The organism is Ruegeria sp. AG6, from assembly GCF_056541565.1.
In genome coordinates this window covers 1,247,496-1,264,476 of sequence record NZ_JBQFYQ010000001.1, presented here as the reverse complement: position 1 = coordinate 1,264,476, position 16,981 = coordinate 1,247,496, and the positions used below count along the sequence as shown (strand labels likewise).

The 16,981-nt window shown below is 58.8% G+C and carries 14 protein-coding genes; 10 read left to right on the top strand and 4 right to left on the bottom strand.

The window, feature by feature from the left end; genetic code table 11:
* Positions 1-27 precede the first annotated feature (27 nt).
* On the top strand, positions 28-606 hold the full coding sequence (locus ACR0I0_RS06340; RefSeq protein ID WP_480490613.1) for a TetR/AcrR family transcriptional regulator: 579 nt from the start codon (positions 28-30) through the stop codon (positions 604-606).
* Here ACR0I0_RS06340 and kynU read toward each other — a convergent pair.
* Complete coding sequence (gene kynU / locus ACR0I0_RS06335; RefSeq protein WP_480490612.1) at positions 599-1,792, bottom strand: kynureninase; 1,194 nt, start codon at positions 1,790-1,792, stop codon at positions 599-601. The genes ACR0I0_RS06340 and kynU overlap by 8 nt on opposite strands.
* Positions 1,793-1,966: 174 nt before the next feature.
* On the opposite strand from kynU, the gene ACR0I0_RS06330 reads away from it, so the two are divergent.
* From ACR0I0_RS06330 to ACR0I0_RS06305, 6 genes are all read left to right on the top strand, one after another.
* On the top strand, positions 1,967-2,416 hold the full coding sequence (locus ACR0I0_RS06330; RefSeq protein WP_480490611.1) for a methyltransferase family protein: 450 nt from the start codon (positions 1,967-1,969) through the stop codon (positions 2,414-2,416).
* A gap of 129 nt (positions 2,417-2,545) precedes the next feature.
* Positions 2,546-4,117 (top strand): Re/Si-specific NAD(P)(+) transhydrogenase subunit alpha, encoded by a 1,572-nt coding sequence (locus tag ACR0I0_RS06325; protein ID WP_171631071.1) that lies wholly within the window; start codon positions 2,546-2,548, stop codon positions 4,115-4,117.
* Positions 4,118-4,130: 13 nt separating this feature from the next.
* Positions 4,131-5,585, top strand: a complete 1,455-nt coding sequence (locus ACR0I0_RS06320; RefSeq protein ID WP_152458621.1) for an NAD(P)(+) transhydrogenase (Re/Si-specific) subunit beta — start codon at positions 4,131-4,133, stop codon at positions 5,583-5,585.
* A 162-nt stretch (positions 5,586-5,747) separates the two neighbouring features.
* Positions 5,748-6,104: a VOC family protein gene (locus ACR0I0_RS06315; protein WP_480490608.1), complete on the top strand. Its 357-nt coding sequence runs from the start codon at positions 5,748-5,750 to the stop codon at positions 6,102-6,104.
* Between the two features lie 107 nt (positions 6,105-6,211).
* Positions 6,212-7,489 carry a DUF3422 family protein gene (locus tag ACR0I0_RS06310; protein WP_171631078.1) on the top strand — a complete coding sequence of 426 codons (1,278 nt, stop codon included), beginning with the start codon at positions 6,212-6,214 and terminating at the stop codon, positions 7,487-7,489.
* A gap of 68 nt (positions 7,490-7,557) precedes the next feature.
* The gene (locus ACR0I0_RS06305; protein ID WP_480490606.1) at positions 7,558-8,694 is read left to right on the top strand and encodes an MFS transporter; all 1,137 of its coding nucleotides are present in this window, start codon (positions 7,558-7,560) and stop codon (positions 8,692-8,694) included.
* Positions 8,695-8,701: 7 nt separating this feature from the next.
* Here ACR0I0_RS06305 and ACR0I0_RS06300 read toward each other — a convergent pair whose 3' ends face one another.
* The 3 genes from ACR0I0_RS06300 to ACR0I0_RS06290 all read right to left on the bottom strand — a co-directional run bounded on the left by ACR0I0_RS06300 (position 8,702) and on the right by ACR0I0_RS06290 (position 12,483).
* Entirely contained in the window at positions 8,702-9,682 is a 981-nt protein-coding gene (locus ACR0I0_RS06300; protein WP_171631083.1) for an ABC transporter permease, read from the bottom strand.
* Positions 9,675-10,682, bottom strand: a complete 1,008-nt coding sequence (locus ACR0I0_RS06295) for an ABC transporter permease (protein ID WP_171114986.1) — start codon at positions 10,680-10,682, stop codon at positions 9,675-9,677. Before ACR0I0_RS06295 ends, ACR0I0_RS06300 begins: the two co-directional genes overlap by 8 nt.
* Positions 10,683-10,776: 94 nt before the next feature.
* Positions 10,777-12,483: a peptide ABC transporter substrate-binding protein gene (locus ACR0I0_RS06290; protein ID WP_171631085.1), complete on the bottom strand. Its 1,707-nt coding sequence runs from the start codon at positions 12,481-12,483 to the stop codon at positions 10,777-10,779.
* A gap of 285 nt (positions 12,484-12,768) precedes the next feature.
* Between ACR0I0_RS06290 and ACR0I0_RS06285 the strand changes: the two genes are divergently transcribed.
* The 3 genes from ACR0I0_RS06285 to ACR0I0_RS06275 are packed head-to-tail and all read left to right on the top strand — an operon-like array spanning position 12,769 to position 16,971.
* Complete coding sequence (locus ACR0I0_RS06285) at positions 12,769-14,589, top strand: dipeptide ABC transporter ATP-binding protein (RefSeq protein WP_171631087.1); 1,821 nt, start codon at positions 12,769-12,771, stop codon at positions 14,587-14,589.
* A gap of 5 nt (positions 14,590-14,594) precedes the next feature.
* Positions 14,595-15,764: an acetylornithine deacetylase gene (argE, locus tag ACR0I0_RS06280; RefSeq protein WP_480490604.1), complete on the top strand. Its 1,170-nt coding sequence runs from the start codon at positions 14,595-14,597 to the stop codon at positions 15,762-15,764.
* A gap of 40 nt (positions 15,765-15,804) precedes the next feature.
* Positions 15,805-16,971, top strand: coding sequence for a M20 aminoacylase family protein (locus ACR0I0_RS06275; protein ID WP_480490603.1), 1,167 nt, complete (start codon positions 15,805-15,807; stop codon positions 16,969-16,971).
* Positions 16,972-16,981: the final 10 nt, after the last annotated feature.

The following is a 16,981-nucleotide window of genomic DNA, read 5'->3' as shown; positions in this document are numbered from 1 at the left end:
TGAACAAAAAATGTCAGGGCTTCGAATATGAAAGACAATGGTGACGGCTCACGGCAACAGGCGATCCTGAACTCGGCGTTTCAGGCGTTTTCCACTTATGGATATAGAAAGACCTCGATGGACGACATCGCGCGCGGCGCGGGGATGTCCCGGCCGGCGGTGTATCTGCATTACAAGAACAAAGAGGCGATCGTCAGCAAGCTGACCGAGCTGTACTATGCCGAAAAGAGCGTTGCGGTGGCCGAAGCGCTGGCGACGCAGGGGTCGGTGCCCGAGGTTCTGACCCGCGCAATTCAGGCGCAGACCGAGGGGATGGCAAAAATTCTGACCTCGCCCCACGGGCTTGAAATCCTCGACAACACAAAATCTCTGTCTGGGGAAATCATCGCGGCGGGTGAGGCCAGGCTGGCCGCGCTCTATGCGGACTGGCTGACGCAACAGGAAAAGGCGGGCCGGGTTCGCCTGCTGGCTGACGCGGCAGAGACCGGTCGGACGATCACGGCCACGCTCAAAGGGCTGAAGCTGATTGGCGCCGGCGCCGAGGTCTATGAACAGCAGGTCGCACAGGTCGCGGCCCTTTTCGGCGCCGGACTCGAAGTCAGGTAACGCGCTGACGGATCCTGTATTCGGGCGTGTCCCACAGGCGATTCTGCATGATATCGGCCATAATCCCGACGGCGCGTTCGACATCGCCTTCGTCGATATACAAAGGTGTAAAGCCGAACCGCATTATGTCGGGTGCTCGAAAATCTCCGATCACGCCTCGGGCGATCAGGGCCTGCATGGCGGCATACCCTTCCTTGAAACGGAACGAGATCTGGCTGCCACGCTGCTGCGGATCACGGGGGCTGGCCAGTTGCAGATCCGGGCAGGTTGCCTCGACGCGTTCTATGAAAAGCTCGGTCAGTTCAATCGATTTGGCCCGGACGTCGGTCATGTCCGCCAGATCCCAGATATCCATCGCAGCCGACAAGGCCGTCATCTGGATGATGGGGGGCGTTCCCACCCGCATCCGTTCAATGCCGCTGCCGGGGCGGTAGTCGAGATCGAAGGCAAACGGCGCTTCGTGCCCCAGCCATCCGGACAGGGCGGGGCGTGCGTGTTCCGCCAACCTCGGCGCGACATAGATGAAGGCCGGCGCGCCGGGGCCGCCGTTGAGGTATTTGTACGTGCACCCGACTGCGAAATCGGCGTTGCACCCTGAAAGGTCCACCGGGATGGCCCCCGCGGAATGGGCCAGATCCCAGACTGTTATCACGCCGTTGGCATGCGCCAGTTCGGTCAGTGCCTTCATGTCGTGCATCCGACCCGAGCGATAATCCACCTCGGTCAACATAAGAACAGCGACCTCTTCGGTGATTGCACCGGCCACGGCTTCGGGATCAACGACGCGCAACTCATACGCGTCCCCAAGCGAGCGCAGCAAGCCATCCGCCATATACAGGTCCGAAGGAAAGTTGCCGTTGTCCGACAGAACCACTTTGCGACCCGGATTCAGTTCAAGGGCCGAGGCCACCGCCTGATAGACCTTGATCGACAAGGTGTCTCCGGTCACCACACTGCCGGGCTCAGCTCCGATCAGGCGGCCAATCCGGTCACCAAGCGCGGTGGGCAGGGCCATCCAACCAGCCTTGTTCCATCCGGTGATCAGCATCTGGCCCCATTCATCCGTCAGCATCCGTTGCACTCGGGCACCGGCCGATTTCGGCAGGGGGCCCAGAGAATTGCCATCCAGATAGATGACGCCCTCTGGCAGGTCGAACATGGCTTTGGTTGCCGCAAAATCAGTCATGAAGGCTCGCTAACTAGTGTGAACGTCGGTGATTGCTATTGAGGTAGTCGATCCTCGATATTGAGTCCATGCGATGCGACATACTGGTCTTTTGCCATTTTGGCTCAAAAGCGGTAGGACATCGCGCAGAAGCGACATGTGCTTGATCTTGTCGTCATTCAATGAGGGCTTTGCATGCGCTGGATGGACGTTCCGCCGGTTTGGTTGATTGCTTTTGCGGCTCTTGCCTGGTTGCAGGCCAGGTATCTGAAGCTGGGCCTGTCGCTTGAGGGTGGTTTGACGGATCTTCTGAGCGGGGTGTTGATCGGAGGTGGAATCCTGATGGCTGTTCTGGCAGTGGTCGAATTCCGCCGTCACAAGACAACCGTCATCCCACATGAAACCCCGTCGTCGATGGTGCAGTCCGGCATTTACAAGCGCAGTCGCAATCCGATCTATGTGGGCGACGTTCTGATTCTTGCGGGTCTTATCCTTCGGTTTGATGCCGTGCTGTCCCTGGTTCTTTTGCCAGTCTTTGTCTGGGTGTTGGAGCGTCGGTTCATCCTGCCGGAAGAAGACCGCCTGCGTCGTACCTTTCGCGCTGATTACGCTCGCTACGAACGCAAGACACGGCGCTGGATCTAGTGTGGATTCTGCAATGACATCACGTCAAAAATGCTGCGCTTGCGAAATAATGTTGCGCAGGATACATCTTTGCTTAACAAAGAATACCGATCACCCGCTCAGAACGAGTAAGAAATAGGGGGACTGCCAGTGAAGATAGGCACGCCAAAGGAAATACTGGACGGCGAGAACCGGGTCGCGATGACACCGGACTCGGCCGTGCAACTGCAAAAACTGGGCTATGAGTGCCTGATCGAAAAAGGCGCAGGTGCTGCCGCCGGTTTTTCGGACGCGGCGTATGAGGCCGTGGGCGTTGAAGTTGTCAAGACCGCAGCATCGCTGTGGAAGGCCGCAGATATCATCGCCAAGGTTCGTATCCCGACCGAGACGGAACTGAAGCGTCTGACCAAGGGCAAGACGCTGATTTCCTTCTTCAACCCTGCCGGAAACGAAGAAGGAATGGACCTTGCCAAGTCCAAGGGCGCAAACGTGATCGCCATGGAAATGGTGCCGCGTATTTCTCGCGCGCAGAAGATGGACGCATTGTCGTCGATGGCCAACATTGCCGGCTACCGCGCCGTTATCGAGGCGGGCAACAACTTTGGTCGTTTCTTCACCGGTCAGGTGACTGCGGCTGGCAAGGTGCCGCCTGCGAAGGTTCTGATCGTCGGGGCCGGTGTTGCCGGGCTTGCCGCGATCGGTACATCGACCTCGCTGGGTGCAATCACCTACGCGTTCGACGTGCGCCCCGAGGTGGCCGAGCAGGTCGAATCGATGGGGGCAGAGTTCGTCTATCTGGACTTCGAAGAAGAACAGCAGGATGGTGCGGCCACCGGCGGGTATGCTTCCGTCCAGTCAGAAGAGTTCCGCAATGCGCAGCTGGCCAAGTTTCGAGAGCTGGCCCCGGAAATAGATATCGTCATCACCACGGCACTGATCCCCAACCGTCCGGCGCCAAAGCTGTGGCTGGAAGACATGGTCAAGGCCATGAAGCCGGGCTCGGTCATCGTTGACCTTGCGGCCGAACGCGGCGGGAACGTCGAAGGTACCGTGCCGGACGAAAAGGTGGTGACCGACAATGGCGTGACCATCATCGGCTATACCGACTTCCCCAGCCGGATGGCGGCGCAGTCTTCGTCTTTGTACGCGACCAATATCCGTCACATGATGACCGATCTGACGCCTGAAAAGGACGGCCAGATCAATCACGACATGGAAGATGACGTGATCCGCGGCGCGACCGTGACCTATGAGGGTGAGATCACCTTCCCGCCGCCACCACCCAAGGTGCAGGCAATCGCGGCGCAGAAAAAGCCCGAGGTCAAGGAACTGACCCCGGAAGAAAAGAAGGCGCAGGAAATTGCGGCCTTCAAGGCGCAGACCAAGCAGCAATTTACCCTGCTGGGTGTTGGTGGCGTGCTGATGCTGCTGGTGGGGCTGATCGCTCCGGCCAGTTTCATGCAGCACTTCATCGTCTTCGTGCTGGCCATCTTTGTGGGCTTCCAGGTGATCTGGAACGTCGCACACAGCCTGCACACTCCGCTGATGGCGATCACCAACGCGATCTCGTCGATCATCATCGTCGGGGCCCTGATGCAGATCGGATCGGGGTCGTTCCTGGTCATTCTGTTGGCGGCACTGTCCGTCTTCATGGCCGGGATCAACATCTTCGGCGGTTTCCTCGTAACCCGGCGCATGCTCGCCATGTTCCAGAAATCTTAAGGAGACCGGGCACATGGATTATGGCTTCACCACTGCCGCCTATGTTGTTGCGGCTGTCCTTTTCATCCTTTCGCTCGGCGGTTTGTCGAACCAGGAAAGCGCCAAGCGCGCGGTCTGGTATGGCATCGTCGGTATGGCGCTGGCGGTTTTCGCCACGCTGGTTGGCCCGGGCTCGGGTCTGTGGCTTCTGTCGCTGCTGCTGATCGCGGGCGGTGGTTTCATCGGCCAGTATGTTGCGCAGCGCGTGCAGATGACCGAGATGCCGCAGCTTGTTGCGGCGATGCACTCGCTGGTCGGTCTTGCGGCCGTGTTCGTCGGCTTCAACGCGCATTTCGAGATCGGCAACGTGGCGCAGGTCATGGCCATTGCGGACAGTGCCAGCCAGGCGGATCTGTCCGATCTGGGGTCTTTTGCCAAGTTGATTGCCAAGAAAACCCCGGCCGAGCTGGCAATCCTGCACGTGGAACTGTTCCTGGGCATTTTCATTGGTGCGATCACCTTTACCGGGTCGGTCGTCGCCTATGGCAAGCTGGCGGGCAAGGTGACCTCGGCAGCGACAAAGCTGCCCGGTGGCCATGCGCTGAACGCGGCGGCGGCGGGTCTCTCGCTGATCTGCCTGATCTGGTACACATCGACAGGGGGTCTGTTCCCGCTGATCCTGATGACGCTGGCAGCGTTGTTCATCGGCTATCATCTGATCATGGGCATCGGTGGTGCCGACATGCCGGTGGTTGTGTCGATGCTGAACAGCTATTCGGGTTGGGCGGCCGCGGCGATCGGTTTCTCGCTGGGCAACGACCTACTGATCGTGGTCGGTGCGCTGGTGGGTTCAAGCGGTGCAATCCTGTCCTACATCATGTGCAAGGCGATGAACCGCCACTTTGTCAGCGTGATACTTGGCGGTTTTGGCGGCCCGCAGGGCGAACAGATGGCCGTTGAAGGCGAACAGATCGCAATCGAGGCCGATGGCGTTGCTGCAGCCTTGAACGACGCGGACAGCGTGATCATCATTCCGGGCTATGGCATGGCTGTGGCACAGGCGCAGCAATCGGTTTCCGAACTGGTGCGCAAGCTGCGGGCCAAGGGCAAGAACGTTCGTTTCGCAATCCACCCTGTGGCGGGCCGCTTGCCGGGCCACATGAACGTTTTGCTGGCCGAAGCGAAGGTGCCGTATGATATCGTTCTGGAAATGGACGAAATCAACGACGACTTTCCGGACACGGATGTGGCAATCGTCATCGGCTCGAACGACATCGTGAACCCTGCGGCACAGGAAGATCCCAACAGTCCCATCGCCGGCATGCCGGTTCTGGAATGCTGGAAAGCCAAGCAGGTCTTTGTGTCGAAACGTGGTCAGGGCACCGGGTATTCTGGCATCGAAAACCCGCTGTTCTTCAAAGAGAACACCCGCATGTTCTACGGCGACGCCAAGGAGTCGCTGGACAAGCTGCTGCCGATGATCGATTGATCGTCGCGTTGGATCCGATTGCAAAGGGCGCCTTTGGGCGCCCTTTTCTTTTTTGAGTTTGTATGGGGGCGTTGCCCCCAAACCCCCAGGATATTTCCAGCCAGATGAAGCAGGCGGAGTGTGGTAGTCTGGGGTGGCGGCACAGATGGCAGGAGGTCGAGGATGGAGAAAGTGAATGGTATTGGCGGAGTGTTCTTTCGCGCCCGCGACCCTAAAGCGCTGAGCGCCTGGTATGAGAAGCACCTGGGCGTCAATCATTATGACCCCGTGCCCTGGAAGCAGCGTGAAGGCTATACGGTCTTTGCGCCATTCGCGGAGGACACCGCGTATTTCGGGCGGGCCGATCAGCAGTGGATGATCAATTTTCGTGTTGATGACTTGGCCGCGTTGACGGCGCAGCTTGAGCAAGCTGGAATCACGGTGGAGACCAATCCAGACTGGGACAGCGAAGTTGGAAAATTTGCCCGCATCCATGATCCCGAAGGCAACCCCATCGAGCTGTGGCAGCCAAATCAATGAGATAGCAGGGTTGTATACCGTTGTACCCCTGTAAGTACGTGAAATAAAAAGAGAATTGATGTGTCAATTATGTGCCGTATAGTGCGCGTGACGATGCGGAGCCTCACATGACACCGATAGATGACCATCCCCTTCGCTATGCGCTGGCCAATGAACTGCATGCTCGACCGTTTCCGGTCGCGTCAATGCCCTGTACGGTGGTCTTTCTTGCGATCAAAAAGCCTGAGGCCGCCGTGGCGCGCGATCGACGTGAGGATTTGGCTCATTTGATCGACCTGCTGGATCGCCACGGTGCGCAGCACCCTCGGCCGGACGCCACGCATTACGCGGGCCAGATTGGACGCCACTGGTTGAAGTGGGAGCAGCATACCGAATTCGTGACCTATACGGCGATCGCGCAGAATGTGAGTGAACGCGCCTTTGACCCGGCTGACTTTGAGGTCTTTCCGCCCGATTGGTTGATGGCCAGTCCGGGTCAAAGGGTTACGTCGGTTCTGGTGCGCGTGGTTGAACGCGAAAGTGACGACGTGGTGAAATCGAAACTGCTGGATTGGTTCGAGCCGGAAAGCCTGGCCGTGTCCAGGGTGTTGGACGATGCAGCGGTTTGTGCCAGTGATTTTCGGATCGATCCGGCAGGTCACATGCGCTTTGCCTTGTTCGTGGCCGAGGGCACCGGACGGCGTCGGACGGGACGGATTATTCAGCGTCTTTGCGAAATTGAAACGTATAAGGCGATGTCGATGCTGGGTTTTGCGCGCGTCAAGCAGCTGATGCCGCGTATCGGAGAGCTGGATGGGCAACTCACCCGATTGATGGGGCAGATGACAGGCAACTCGGCGCAGCCTGACGCGCTGTTGCAGGATTTGCTGGCAACGTCGATCGAGCTCGAAACATTGTCGGCACGGTGTTCTTTCCGGTTCGGAGCCACCGGGGCGTATGAGGCCATCGTCAACCAGAGGATCGAAGTGTTGCGAGAAGAACGTTTCGAGGGTGGTCAGAATTTCGCCGATTTTATGATGCGCCGATATGACCCTGCAATTCGCACCGTGAAATCCACGGAACGCCGCCTTGAGGCCTTGTCGGACCGGGCGATCCGCGCGGGTGAGTTGCTGCGGACAAGAGTGGATGTGGAAAGAAGCGCGCAAAATCAGGCGTTGCTGGAAAGCATGGACCGTCGGGCTGATCTGGCGCTGCGCTTGCAACATACGGTCGAGGGGCTTTCCGTGGTTGCCATCAGCTATTACGCGGTTTCGCTGGTCAGCTATCTTTTGTATCCGCTGACGGCCTCTGGCATCAGCAAGGGCATGCTGACGGCGGCGGTTACGATCCCGGTTGTCGCCGCGGTGTGGTACTCGGTGCGACGCATTCGCAAACGGCTCGGTTGAGCAGCAATTGCCAAGTTTTTTCTGACCTGTAGAACGGTGGCATTGGGTAAGCTGAGCGAGGGCATGGGATGGCAAGCATAGTTGCAGCATGGCGCGCTGTCGCCGCCATGTTCATTCTGAATGGTGCCCTGTTCGGAATCTGGGCGTCGCGCATTCCCGCCTTACGCGACCGCTTGGAACTGTCCCATGATGCGCTCGGGTTCGGCCTATTGTTCATGGCTGCTGGGGCTGTCTGCTCTTTCCCGATAACCGGGCGGCTTACGGATCGTTTCGGCGCTGTTGCAATCACCCGGATCATTGCGATTCTGTATACGGGGTCGCTGATCTTGCTGGCCATGGCGGATGGGCTTTGGGGGCTGGCAGTGTTCCTGTTTGTCTTTGGCGCCTTCCACGGGTCGATGGATGTTGCGATGAATGCATGGGCCGCCGAGGTAGAGCAGGCATATGACAAACCCGTTATGTCCTCGTTCCATGCAATGTGGAGCCTTGGTGCAGGTCTTGGCGCGCTCAGCGGTTATGCCGCGGTTCAGATGGGGCTGACGGTTCTTGTGCACTTCCTGTTGGCGGGTGGCGTGGTTGTTGGCCTTGCGCTTGCGTCATCCTGGGTAAGCTGGACCTCGCGCCAATCCCAAGAGCCTCAGAGTACGGTCTTCGCCTTGCCATCCGGCGCGTTGATACTGGTTGGCATAGCCGCCTTGTGCGGAGCGTTGGGCGAAGGGGCCGTGGCAGACTGGAGCGCGATATATCTGCGTGACATTACGGGGGCGTCGGAAAGCGTCGCTGCCTTGGGCTATGCGGTGTTTTCAGTAACCATGGTGGCGTTTCGACTTGCAGGCGCGCTTGTTATTATCCGGTTCGGTCCAGTCGTTTCCGCCCGGTTCGGCGGTATTTGCGCGGCGTTTGGTGTTATTACGGTGGTTTCAACAGCAACGATCCTGCCCGTGCTGGCCGGCTTTGCATTGATGGGAATAGGTTATGCCGTGATCATGCCACTGGCATTCAGCCGGGCGGCCAGCGATCCGAATGTGCCGCCGGGGCAAGCCATCGCAAGTGTTGCGACATTGGGGTATGGGGGGCTGTTGATCGGTCCGCCGTTGATCGGCTTTTTGGCGGAAGTGTTCGGCCTGCGTCTGGCATTCGCCGTGCTGTTGCCATTGGCCGTTCTGATCGTGCTGTTGGCCGGCGCGCTGAGGCGCGCCGACTGAACTTGTTTCAGCGTCCGCGAATGCGGGGATCCAGTGCGTCGCGCAGACCGTCACCCAGATAGTTGACGCTCAGGACAGTCAGCGAGATTGCCAGACCAGGCCAGAACACACGCTCGGGGTATTGCTGTAGGTAATCGACTCCGTCGAACAGCAGGCGGCCCCATGTCGGGAAGTCGGGCGGAAAGCCCAGACCCAGGAAGGAAAGCGCGCTTTCGGTAATGATCGCCGTGGCAATCCCCAGCGTCGCGGACACCATGATCGGTGAAAGCACGTTGGGCAGAATGTGCCGCGTGATGATCTGACTGTTACTGGTGCCGATGGAGCGTGCCGCCAGAACGAATTCGCGTTCCTTGATGGCCAGCACATCACCGCGCACGATCCGTGCGGTCGGCATCCATGAGGTGATGCCGATGGCGCAGACGATCAGGATGAAGATCCCACGCTCCAACCCGAACGCGGCCGACAGGGGCTCGCGGAACAGCAGCATCATGACCAGCAGCAAGGGCAGCAGGGGCAGGGCCAGAAACAGGTCTGTCAGACGCATGAGCGGACCATCCAGCCGTTTGAAGAACCCGGCCAGAACGCCGATGAACGATCCCAGGAACAGTGCCAGCAGCATCGCGGTGATGCCCACCGATACCGAGGTTTGACCGCCCGACATCATGCGCGCCAGAATATCCCGGCCCAACTGGTCGGTGCCGAAGGGATGCGCCCAGCTTGGCCCCTGATTGCGGGCCCGGATATCGATCTGCGTTGGATCGATGCTCCAGAGATAGGGGCCCAGATAGACGCCCGCCACGATCAGGATGAACAGCACCGCACCCACCATGGCGCCCTTGTGCGTCTTGAACTGATCCCAGACGTCGCGCCATTGGCTGCGCGGCGGGGTCGTGAGTTCCTCCATCACATCAGCGGTTGGCAGCGCGGTGGATGCCGGGGCCAGACCTTCGTCGGGGATCAGCGTGTCTGATTTGTCGTGATCAGTCATAGCGAATCCTCGGGTCCAGAATGCCATACAGGACGTCGGCGATCAGGTTGAACAACACGATCAGCACGGCAAAGATGAAGGTCAGGGTTTGCACCATTGGCAGGTCATTGGCCTGAATGGCGCCAATCAGCAACTGGCCGATGCCATTCACCTTGAATACCTGCTCGGTGATGATGGCGCCGCCGAAGATGGCCGGAATGCCCAGTGCAATGACCGTGACCACAGGGATCATCGAGTTCCGCAGGACGTGGACCATGACGACCGTGTATTCGCTGAGCCCCTTGGCGCGGGCGGTGCGAACGTAATCCTGGTTGAGATTGTCCAGCATCGAGGCGCGCATGAAACGGCTGAGCTGTGCCGTGATCTGCAACGCCAGCACCATGACCGGCATGATCATCTGCTTCAGCTGCACGACGAAGCTGTCCCAGCTGTTGACCACATGGGTCGTGTCATAGATCGAAGGGAACCAGCCCAACTGGACCGAGAAGATCACGATCACCAGAACGCCCGAGAAAAACGGAGGGACCGAGAAGCCGACCATCGACACGAAGGTGCCCATCTGGTCGAACCAGGAATACTGGCGATAGGCCGAATAGATGCCGATGGGCAGCGCGATCAGGATGGCGACAACATAGGCGGTGCCGACAACCCACAGGGTCTGCGGGATACGCTGAACGACGATGTCCATGACGGGCGAGCGGGTCTGCCAGGATATTACACGCAGGTCGCCTGCGGAAAAACTGGTGCCGAAGATGTGGTCTATCAGAACCTGCGGTTCGATCCAGAAGAATTGCACGATCCACTTCCAGAACCGGATATGCATCGGCTGGCCAAGGCCAAGCGCCTCGCGCATCTTTTCCTTGACTTCGGGGGGAACGGTGAGCGGAACCTGCGCCATCGGATCGCCGGGTGCGAGTTCGAGGAGCAGGAAGATGACGAGGCTGATGAACAGCAGCGTTGGAACGGCCAGCACCAGTCGTCTGATTGTGAAATTAAGCATTAAGAGGCGCCTTTATATGCGTCTTCTTGTTGGGGTGGGTTGCAAATGACCGCGCCCCGATAACGATCGGGGCGCGGTTTTGCAAGGTCAGTGCTTAGGAACCGGTCTTGCGGTACCAGTCCGCAATGTTCCACAGCTCGCTGTCCCAAACGTTCAGGACAACGCCACCCAGGGTGTTTGCATGCGCCGACAGGCGACCACGGTGAACCAGCGGGATCATACCACCATTCTGAACCATGATGTCATTCAGCTGCTTGGCGATTTCCGCACGCGCTTCCAGACCAGCGGTTTCGGCCAATTGAGCGTGCAGCTTGTCGAACTCTTCGTTGCAGAAGCGGCTGATGTTTTCGCCCTGCCACTGCGAGTCAGGACGCGGAGCTTTGTCGCACAGGCCGTTGCCCAGATAGGACTGCGGGTCGGTGCCGTTGAAGGTGTTGGCGTACATTTCAACGTCGGCATAGAACTTCTGGAACGTGTCGGGCGAGCCCGGGTCACCACCGAAGAAGACCGATGCGTTGATGTTGCGCAGTTCGGTTTCGATGCCGATCTGGCTCCACCATTCCTTGATCAGCGCCTGGAAGTCCTGACGGACGGCGTTGGTCGAGGTCTGATAGACGATCTTCAGCGGAACGCCATCCTTCTCGCGGACGCCGTCGCCATCGGTGTCGACGATGCCGGCATCATCCAGCAGTTTCTTGGCGCCTTCGATATCCTGGGTGTCACAGGTCATCGAGGTCGAGTTGAACGCAGCAGGGGCCGGAACCCAGTTGCAGGTCACTTTACCAGCCTGACCATAGCCGATTTCCACCAGCAGCGGACGGTCGATGGCCATCGACATGGCTTTGTAAACGGCCGGGTCCTTCAGGAATGGGTGCGGATGCTTGGCCGTCGAACGCTCGCCTTCAGGCAGCTCAGGCGACGGGTTGGTCTGGTTCAGCATGATGCGCTCGACCAGCGGGCCGAAGCCTGCAACCGGCGTACCTTTGCCACCTTCCTGCATCTGAGCGATCACTTCCGGAGCCAGTTGCAGGTTCCAGGCATAATCAAACTCACCAGTTTCCATGACAGCACGACCAGCAGCTGTCGCGTCACCGCCGCCTTTGAAGGTCACGGTCGCAAAGGCAGGTTTTGCCGGATCACGATAGTTGTCGTTGGCCTTGAAGGTGATCACGTCGTTCGGCTTGAACTCGGTGACGACAAAGGGGCCGGTGCCGATCGGGTTGAAGTTCTGCTCGGTGCATTCGGGGGCTTTGGCGCCCATGCAGTTTTCGAACTGGGCCTTTTGTAGGATCGGGCTTTCACCGCCGACGAACGGGCCATAGGGGAAGGGGGTCGGTGCGTCGAAAGTGACCTTGACGGTCAGGTCATCAACAGCTTCGACCGAGGTGACGCCTTCGAACTTGGTGACCTGTGCGCAGCCACCTTCCGGGTGCATGCAGTAATCAGCGGTGAACTTCACGTCAGCAGCGGTGAACGGAGAGCCGTCAGACCACGTGATTCCCGGCGCGATTTTCCATGTGATCGACGTCAGGTCTTCGCTGACACCGCCATTTTCCACGGTCGGGATTTCAGACGCCAGAAATGGCACCATGTTGCCGTCCTGGTCGTAGCGTGCAAGTGGCTCGATCACCAGCGAGGCTGATTCCACGTCTTTCGTACCGCCGGACAGGAACGGGTTCAGGATCGACGGAGCCTGCCAATAGATGATGCTGACATTGCCGTCCGAACCGCGCTCGGCAAAGGCCATCGGGGCCATTGCCGTGCTTGCGATCGCACCAAGCAAAAGGGTTTTGATTTTCATAAGTCACTCCCGAATTGGACACGTTCGTGTCTCGATTATCTCCGCAAGGCCTGCGGGTTTGGCGTTGCCGCTTCGGGGTAAGATTTTGATCATTCACGATAATAGCGCTAACGGATTCCGTCGGCGCTGCTTCCCCAAGGCGGTTACGTTGGGTATCGAAACAGAACTTGAGAAAAATGCAAGTGGTGCCGTCGCGAAAATGTGTAATGGGTTTGACTTTTCCCGGTGGCCCGCCGTAGCGTTCGGCACTCAGAACAAGAATTACCTCGTCAAGGGAGCGCGCACGTGCTGGATCAGCCTATTGCTCAAATCAAAAAACTGCGGGTGGAGTTTCAGACAAAGGACGGTCCCGTTGTTGGTGTTGAGGACGTCTCGTTCGAGGTCAAACCAGGCGAAACCGTTTGTATCGTTGGCGAATCGGGCTCGGGGAAGTCGGTTTCATCTTTGTCTTTGATGCGTCTGGTCGAGTTTGGTGGCGGCGAAATCGCGGGCGGCGAACTGCTGTTTGATCGCCGCGATGGCGAAAAAATGAACCTGGCCAAGGCCGATCAGGATCTGATGAAACAGATTCGCGGCAACGAGATCGGGATGATCTTTCAAGAGCCGATGACCGCGCTGAACCCCGTTTTCACCGTGGGCCGGCAGTTAACCGAAGGTCTGCGCATCCACAAGGACATGACGAAGGCGCAGGCCGAGCAACGGGCGCTGGAACTGCTGCGTCAGGTCCGTATCCCAGAGCCCGAGCGCCGTCTGAAACAATACCCTCACGAGTTGTCGGGCGGGATGCGCCAACGTGTTGTCATTGCGATGGCGATGGCCTGTGAGCCGCGCCTGTTGATCGCCGACGAACCCACCACGGCGCTGGATGTGACCATTCAGGCCGAGATCCTGGCCTTGATGGACCGCCTCAAGCGGGAAACCGGAACTGCGGTGATGTTCATCACCCACGACATGGCCGTGGTTGCCCAGATGGCTGACCGCGTGGTGGTGATGTTCCGCGGCAACAAGGTCGAAGAAGGCACGGTCAAGGAAATCTTTGAAAACCCGCAGCACGACTATACCAAGGCGCTTCTGGCCGCGGTGCCGAAACTGGGCGAGATGCAGGGTAAATCTGCGCCCGAGCCGATGAAGCTACTGGGGGTCGAAGGGCAGAAAATTGCACCAATTCCGGGTACGGAAGAGGTTCTGCTGACCGTCAAGAACCTGACAACACGGTTCCCGGTCAAAGGCGGGCTTTTGCGGCGCACGATTTCGAACGTTCATGCGGTCGAGGATGTCTCGTTCACTCTGAACAAAGGTCAGACGCTCAGTCTTGTCGGCGAATCCGGGTGCGGCAAGTCTTCGGCTGGGCGCTCGATCCTGCGGCTGGTTGAGCCTTTGGCGGGCGAGATTGATCTGGACGGTGTCGATATCATGAAGCTTGATCCATCTGGTTTGCGCAAGGCGCGGCTGGACATGCAGATGATTTTCCAGGACCCGTTCGCGTCGCTGAACCCGCAGATGCAGCTGGTCGACCAAGTGGCCGAGCCGATGCGCAATTATGGTGTGGCATCGGGATCCGAACTTCAGGATCGCGTGGCACAATTGTTCGACAAGGTGCAATTGCCGCGCAGCTTCATGCGTCGCTTCCCGCATGAAATGTCGGGCGGTCAGCGTCAGCGGATTGCAATTGCCCGCGCTTTGGCCCTGAACCCCAAGCTGATCATTGCGGATGAGGCGGTCTCGGCCCTTGACGTGTCGGTGCAGGCGCAGGTTCTGAACCTGATGATGGAATTGCAGTCCGAGCTGGGCCTGTCATACCTGTTCATCAGCCACGACATGGCCGTTGTCGAACGCGTCAGCCACTATGTCGGGGTCATGTATCTGGGGCGCATTGTCGAACTCGGGCCCCGGGCGCGGGTGTTCGAGAACCCGCAACATCCCTATACGCAGGCGCTGATGAAGGCGGTTCCGATCGCAGACCCGAACAAGCGGAAATCGGAAAAGGATCTGAATTTCAAACCGATCCCTTCTCCTATTCATCCCACCAACTACACGCCGGAACCTTCGCAATATCAAGAGGTTGAGGCAGGGCACTTCATTCTGACCACGGACAGCGGGTATTGACCCAAATGGCGAAACGCCTGACTCCGCTTGAGATCATGACACTGCTGATCTCATTTCCGACCGTAAGCCGTGATTCCAATCTGCCGCTGGTGGATTGGGTTCAGGACTACTTGCAAGGCCACGGAATCGAAAGCCACCGCTGGCCAGATCCGGACCAACCGCACAAGGCCGCGATCTTTGCGCATGTTGGTCCATTGGAAGAAGGTGCGGTGGTTCTGTCCGGTCACACGGATGTCGTGCCGGTGGACGGTCAGCCGTGGGACACTGATCCTTTCACGGTGACCGAGAAAGACGGCAAGTACTTCGGTCGCGGCACCTGCGACATGAAGGGGTTTGACGCCCTGGCCATCTGGGCTCTGGTCGAAGCACACTATGCCAATATCAGCCGGCCGCTTCAGCTGGCGCTCAGCTTTGACGAAGAGGTCGGATGCACCGGTGCGCCGCCGATGATTGAAGCAATGCAACAGGTTCTGCCCAAGGGATCGGCAGTGATAGTGGGTGAGCCGTCGATGATGCAGGCGGTGACGGGGCATAAGGGCGGGTTCGGCATAGATACACATATCGTCGGGTTCGAAGTGCACAGCTCGATCATGCACACTGGCGTGAACGCGATCATGGCGGCGGCGCCTTTGATTGATTGGGCAAATCACCGAAATGCCGAAAGCATGGCTGCTGAGCCGAGCGAAATCGCAGCCGTATTTGACCCGCCGTGGACAACCTGTCATGTCGGCATGATTGAAGGCGGGACAGCCCATAACATCACCGCCAAAGACTGCACTTTCATGATGGATTTCCGCACGGTGCCGGACGAAACGCAGGCTGAATGGCGCGATGCCTATATCGAACAGGTCCGCCAGGTCGAAGCTCGGATGCAGGCCGTTCACCCCGATACGCGCATCGAACTGTCTGAACATTTCGCGATCCCGGGGCTGGTGCCCGAACAGGACGGAGAAGCCGAAGCTTTGGTGCGCGCCCTGACCGGGGACAACGCAAGTCACGTCGTCAGCTATGGGACCGAGGCAGGGCAGTTTCAGGCGGCCGGGTATTCAGCCGTGATTTGCGGCCCCGGCGATATCGCGCAGGCTCATCAGCCGAACGAGTTCATATCGATCGCGCAATTCGAAGCTGGGCATGGGTTCATGCAACGATTGGTTGAAAGGCTGAGCGCGGCGTAACATTCAACGTGGCCTCAGTGGTTCAGGGGAGGGTCTTGAGATGCCAGTCAAAAACAGACTTGCAGAGATGCATGGTGATATTACCAAGTGGCGCCGCCACCTGCACGCACATCCTGAACTGATGTATGACGTGCATGAAACGGCTGCTTTCGTTGTCGAGCGTCTCAAGAAATTTGGTGTGGATGAGATCACGCCGGGAATTGGCCGGACGGGTGTCGTGGCTGTGATCCGGGGACGGCAGGATACGACCGGGCGCGTGATCGGATTGCGCGCTGACATGGATGCATTGCCGATCGAAGAAGCGACGGGGTTGGACTATGCCTCGACTGTATCGGGCAAGATGCACGCCTGCGGGCATGACGGGCATACCTCGATGCTGCTTGGGGCCGCCCAGTACCTGGCTGAAACCCGAAACTTCGATGGCACCGTTGTTCTGATTTTTCAGCCCGCCGAAGAAGGTGGCGCAGGCGGTCTGGCCATGTGTCAGGACGGCCTGATGGACCGCTGGGGCATTGATGAGGTCTATGGCATGCACAATATGCCGGGGTTGCCGGTGGGCGAATTCGCGATCCGACCCGGCGCATTGCTGGCTTCATCTGATGAATTCGAAATCACGATCACCGGCAAGGGCGGACACGCGGCTGCACCGCATGACGCGGTAGACACCACGCTGGTGGCCTCGCATATCGTCGTGTCGTTGCAATCCGTCGTGGCGCGCACCGTCGATCCGATCAAACGCGTGGTGCTGACCGTGGGTACGTTTGAAACGGACAGTGTCGCGTCGAACGTGATCGCGCATACCGTCCGCTTGCAGGGGACCGTCCGGACGCTCGACCCCGAATACCGCGCCATTGCAGAAGAGCGCGTTCGCAGGATCGCCGAGGATACGGCCTCGGCCTTCGGCGCAAAGGCAGATGTCGTCTGGTCGCCCGGCTATCCTGTGACTGTGAATTCCGAGGCTGAGACGGCATACGCTGCCGAGGCGGCCGAGGCCGTGGCGGGCAAGGTCAATGACAGCACTGATCCGATCATGCCGTCGGAAGATTTCGCCTACATGCTTGAAGAACGGCCCGGAGCTTACATCTTTATCGGGAACGGGGACACGGCCATGTGCCATCACCCGGAATACAATTTTGACGACAATGCGATTCCCGCCGGTTGCAGTTGGTTTGCCGAGATCGTGGAACGACGATTGCCCGTGGCTTAATTTGAGGGAG

Coding starts and splice junctions, on each gene's coding strand:
- ACR0I0_RS06340 (WP_480490613.1), top strand. CDS start 28: ATGAAAGACAATGGTGACGGCTCACGGCAACAGGCGATCCTGAACTCG.
- kynU (WP_480490612.1), bottom strand. CDS start 1,792: ATGACTGATTTTGCGGCAACCAAAGCCATGTTCGACCTGCCAGAGGGC.
- ACR0I0_RS06330 (WP_480490611.1), top strand. CDS start 1,967: ATGCGCTGGATGGACGTTCCGCCGGTTTGGTTGATTGCTTTTGCGGCT.
- ACR0I0_RS06320 (WP_152458621.1), top strand. CDS start 4,131: ATGGATTATGGCTTCACCACTGCCGCCTATGTTGTTGCGGCTGTCCTT.
- ACR0I0_RS06315 (WP_480490608.1), top strand. CDS start 5,748: ATGGAGAAAGTGAATGGTATTGGCGGAGTGTTCTTTCGCGCCCGCGAC.
- ACR0I0_RS06310 (WP_171631078.1), top strand. CDS start 6,212: ATGACACCGATAGATGACCATCCCCTTCGCTATGCGCTGGCCAATGAA.
- ACR0I0_RS06305 (WP_480490606.1), top strand. CDS start 7,558: ATGGCAAGCATAGTTGCAGCATGGCGCGCTGTCGCCGCCATGTTCATT.
- ACR0I0_RS06300 (WP_171631083.1), bottom strand. CDS start 9,682: ATGACTGATCACGACAAATCAGACACGCTGATCCCCGACGAAGGTCTG.
- ACR0I0_RS06295 (WP_171114986.1), bottom strand. CDS start 10,682: ATGCTTAATTTCACAATCAGACGACTGGTGCTGGCCGTTCCAACGCTG.
- ACR0I0_RS06290 (WP_171631085.1), bottom strand. CDS start 12,483: ATGAAAATCAAAACCCTTTTGCTTGGTGCGATCGCAAGCACGGCAATG.
- argE (WP_480490604.1), top strand. CDS start 14,595: ATGGCGAAACGCCTGACTCCGCTTGAGATCATGACACTGCTGATCTCA.
- ACR0I0_RS06275 (WP_480490603.1), top strand. CDS start 15,805: ATGCCAGTCAAAAACAGACTTGCAGAGATGCATGGTGATATTACCAAG.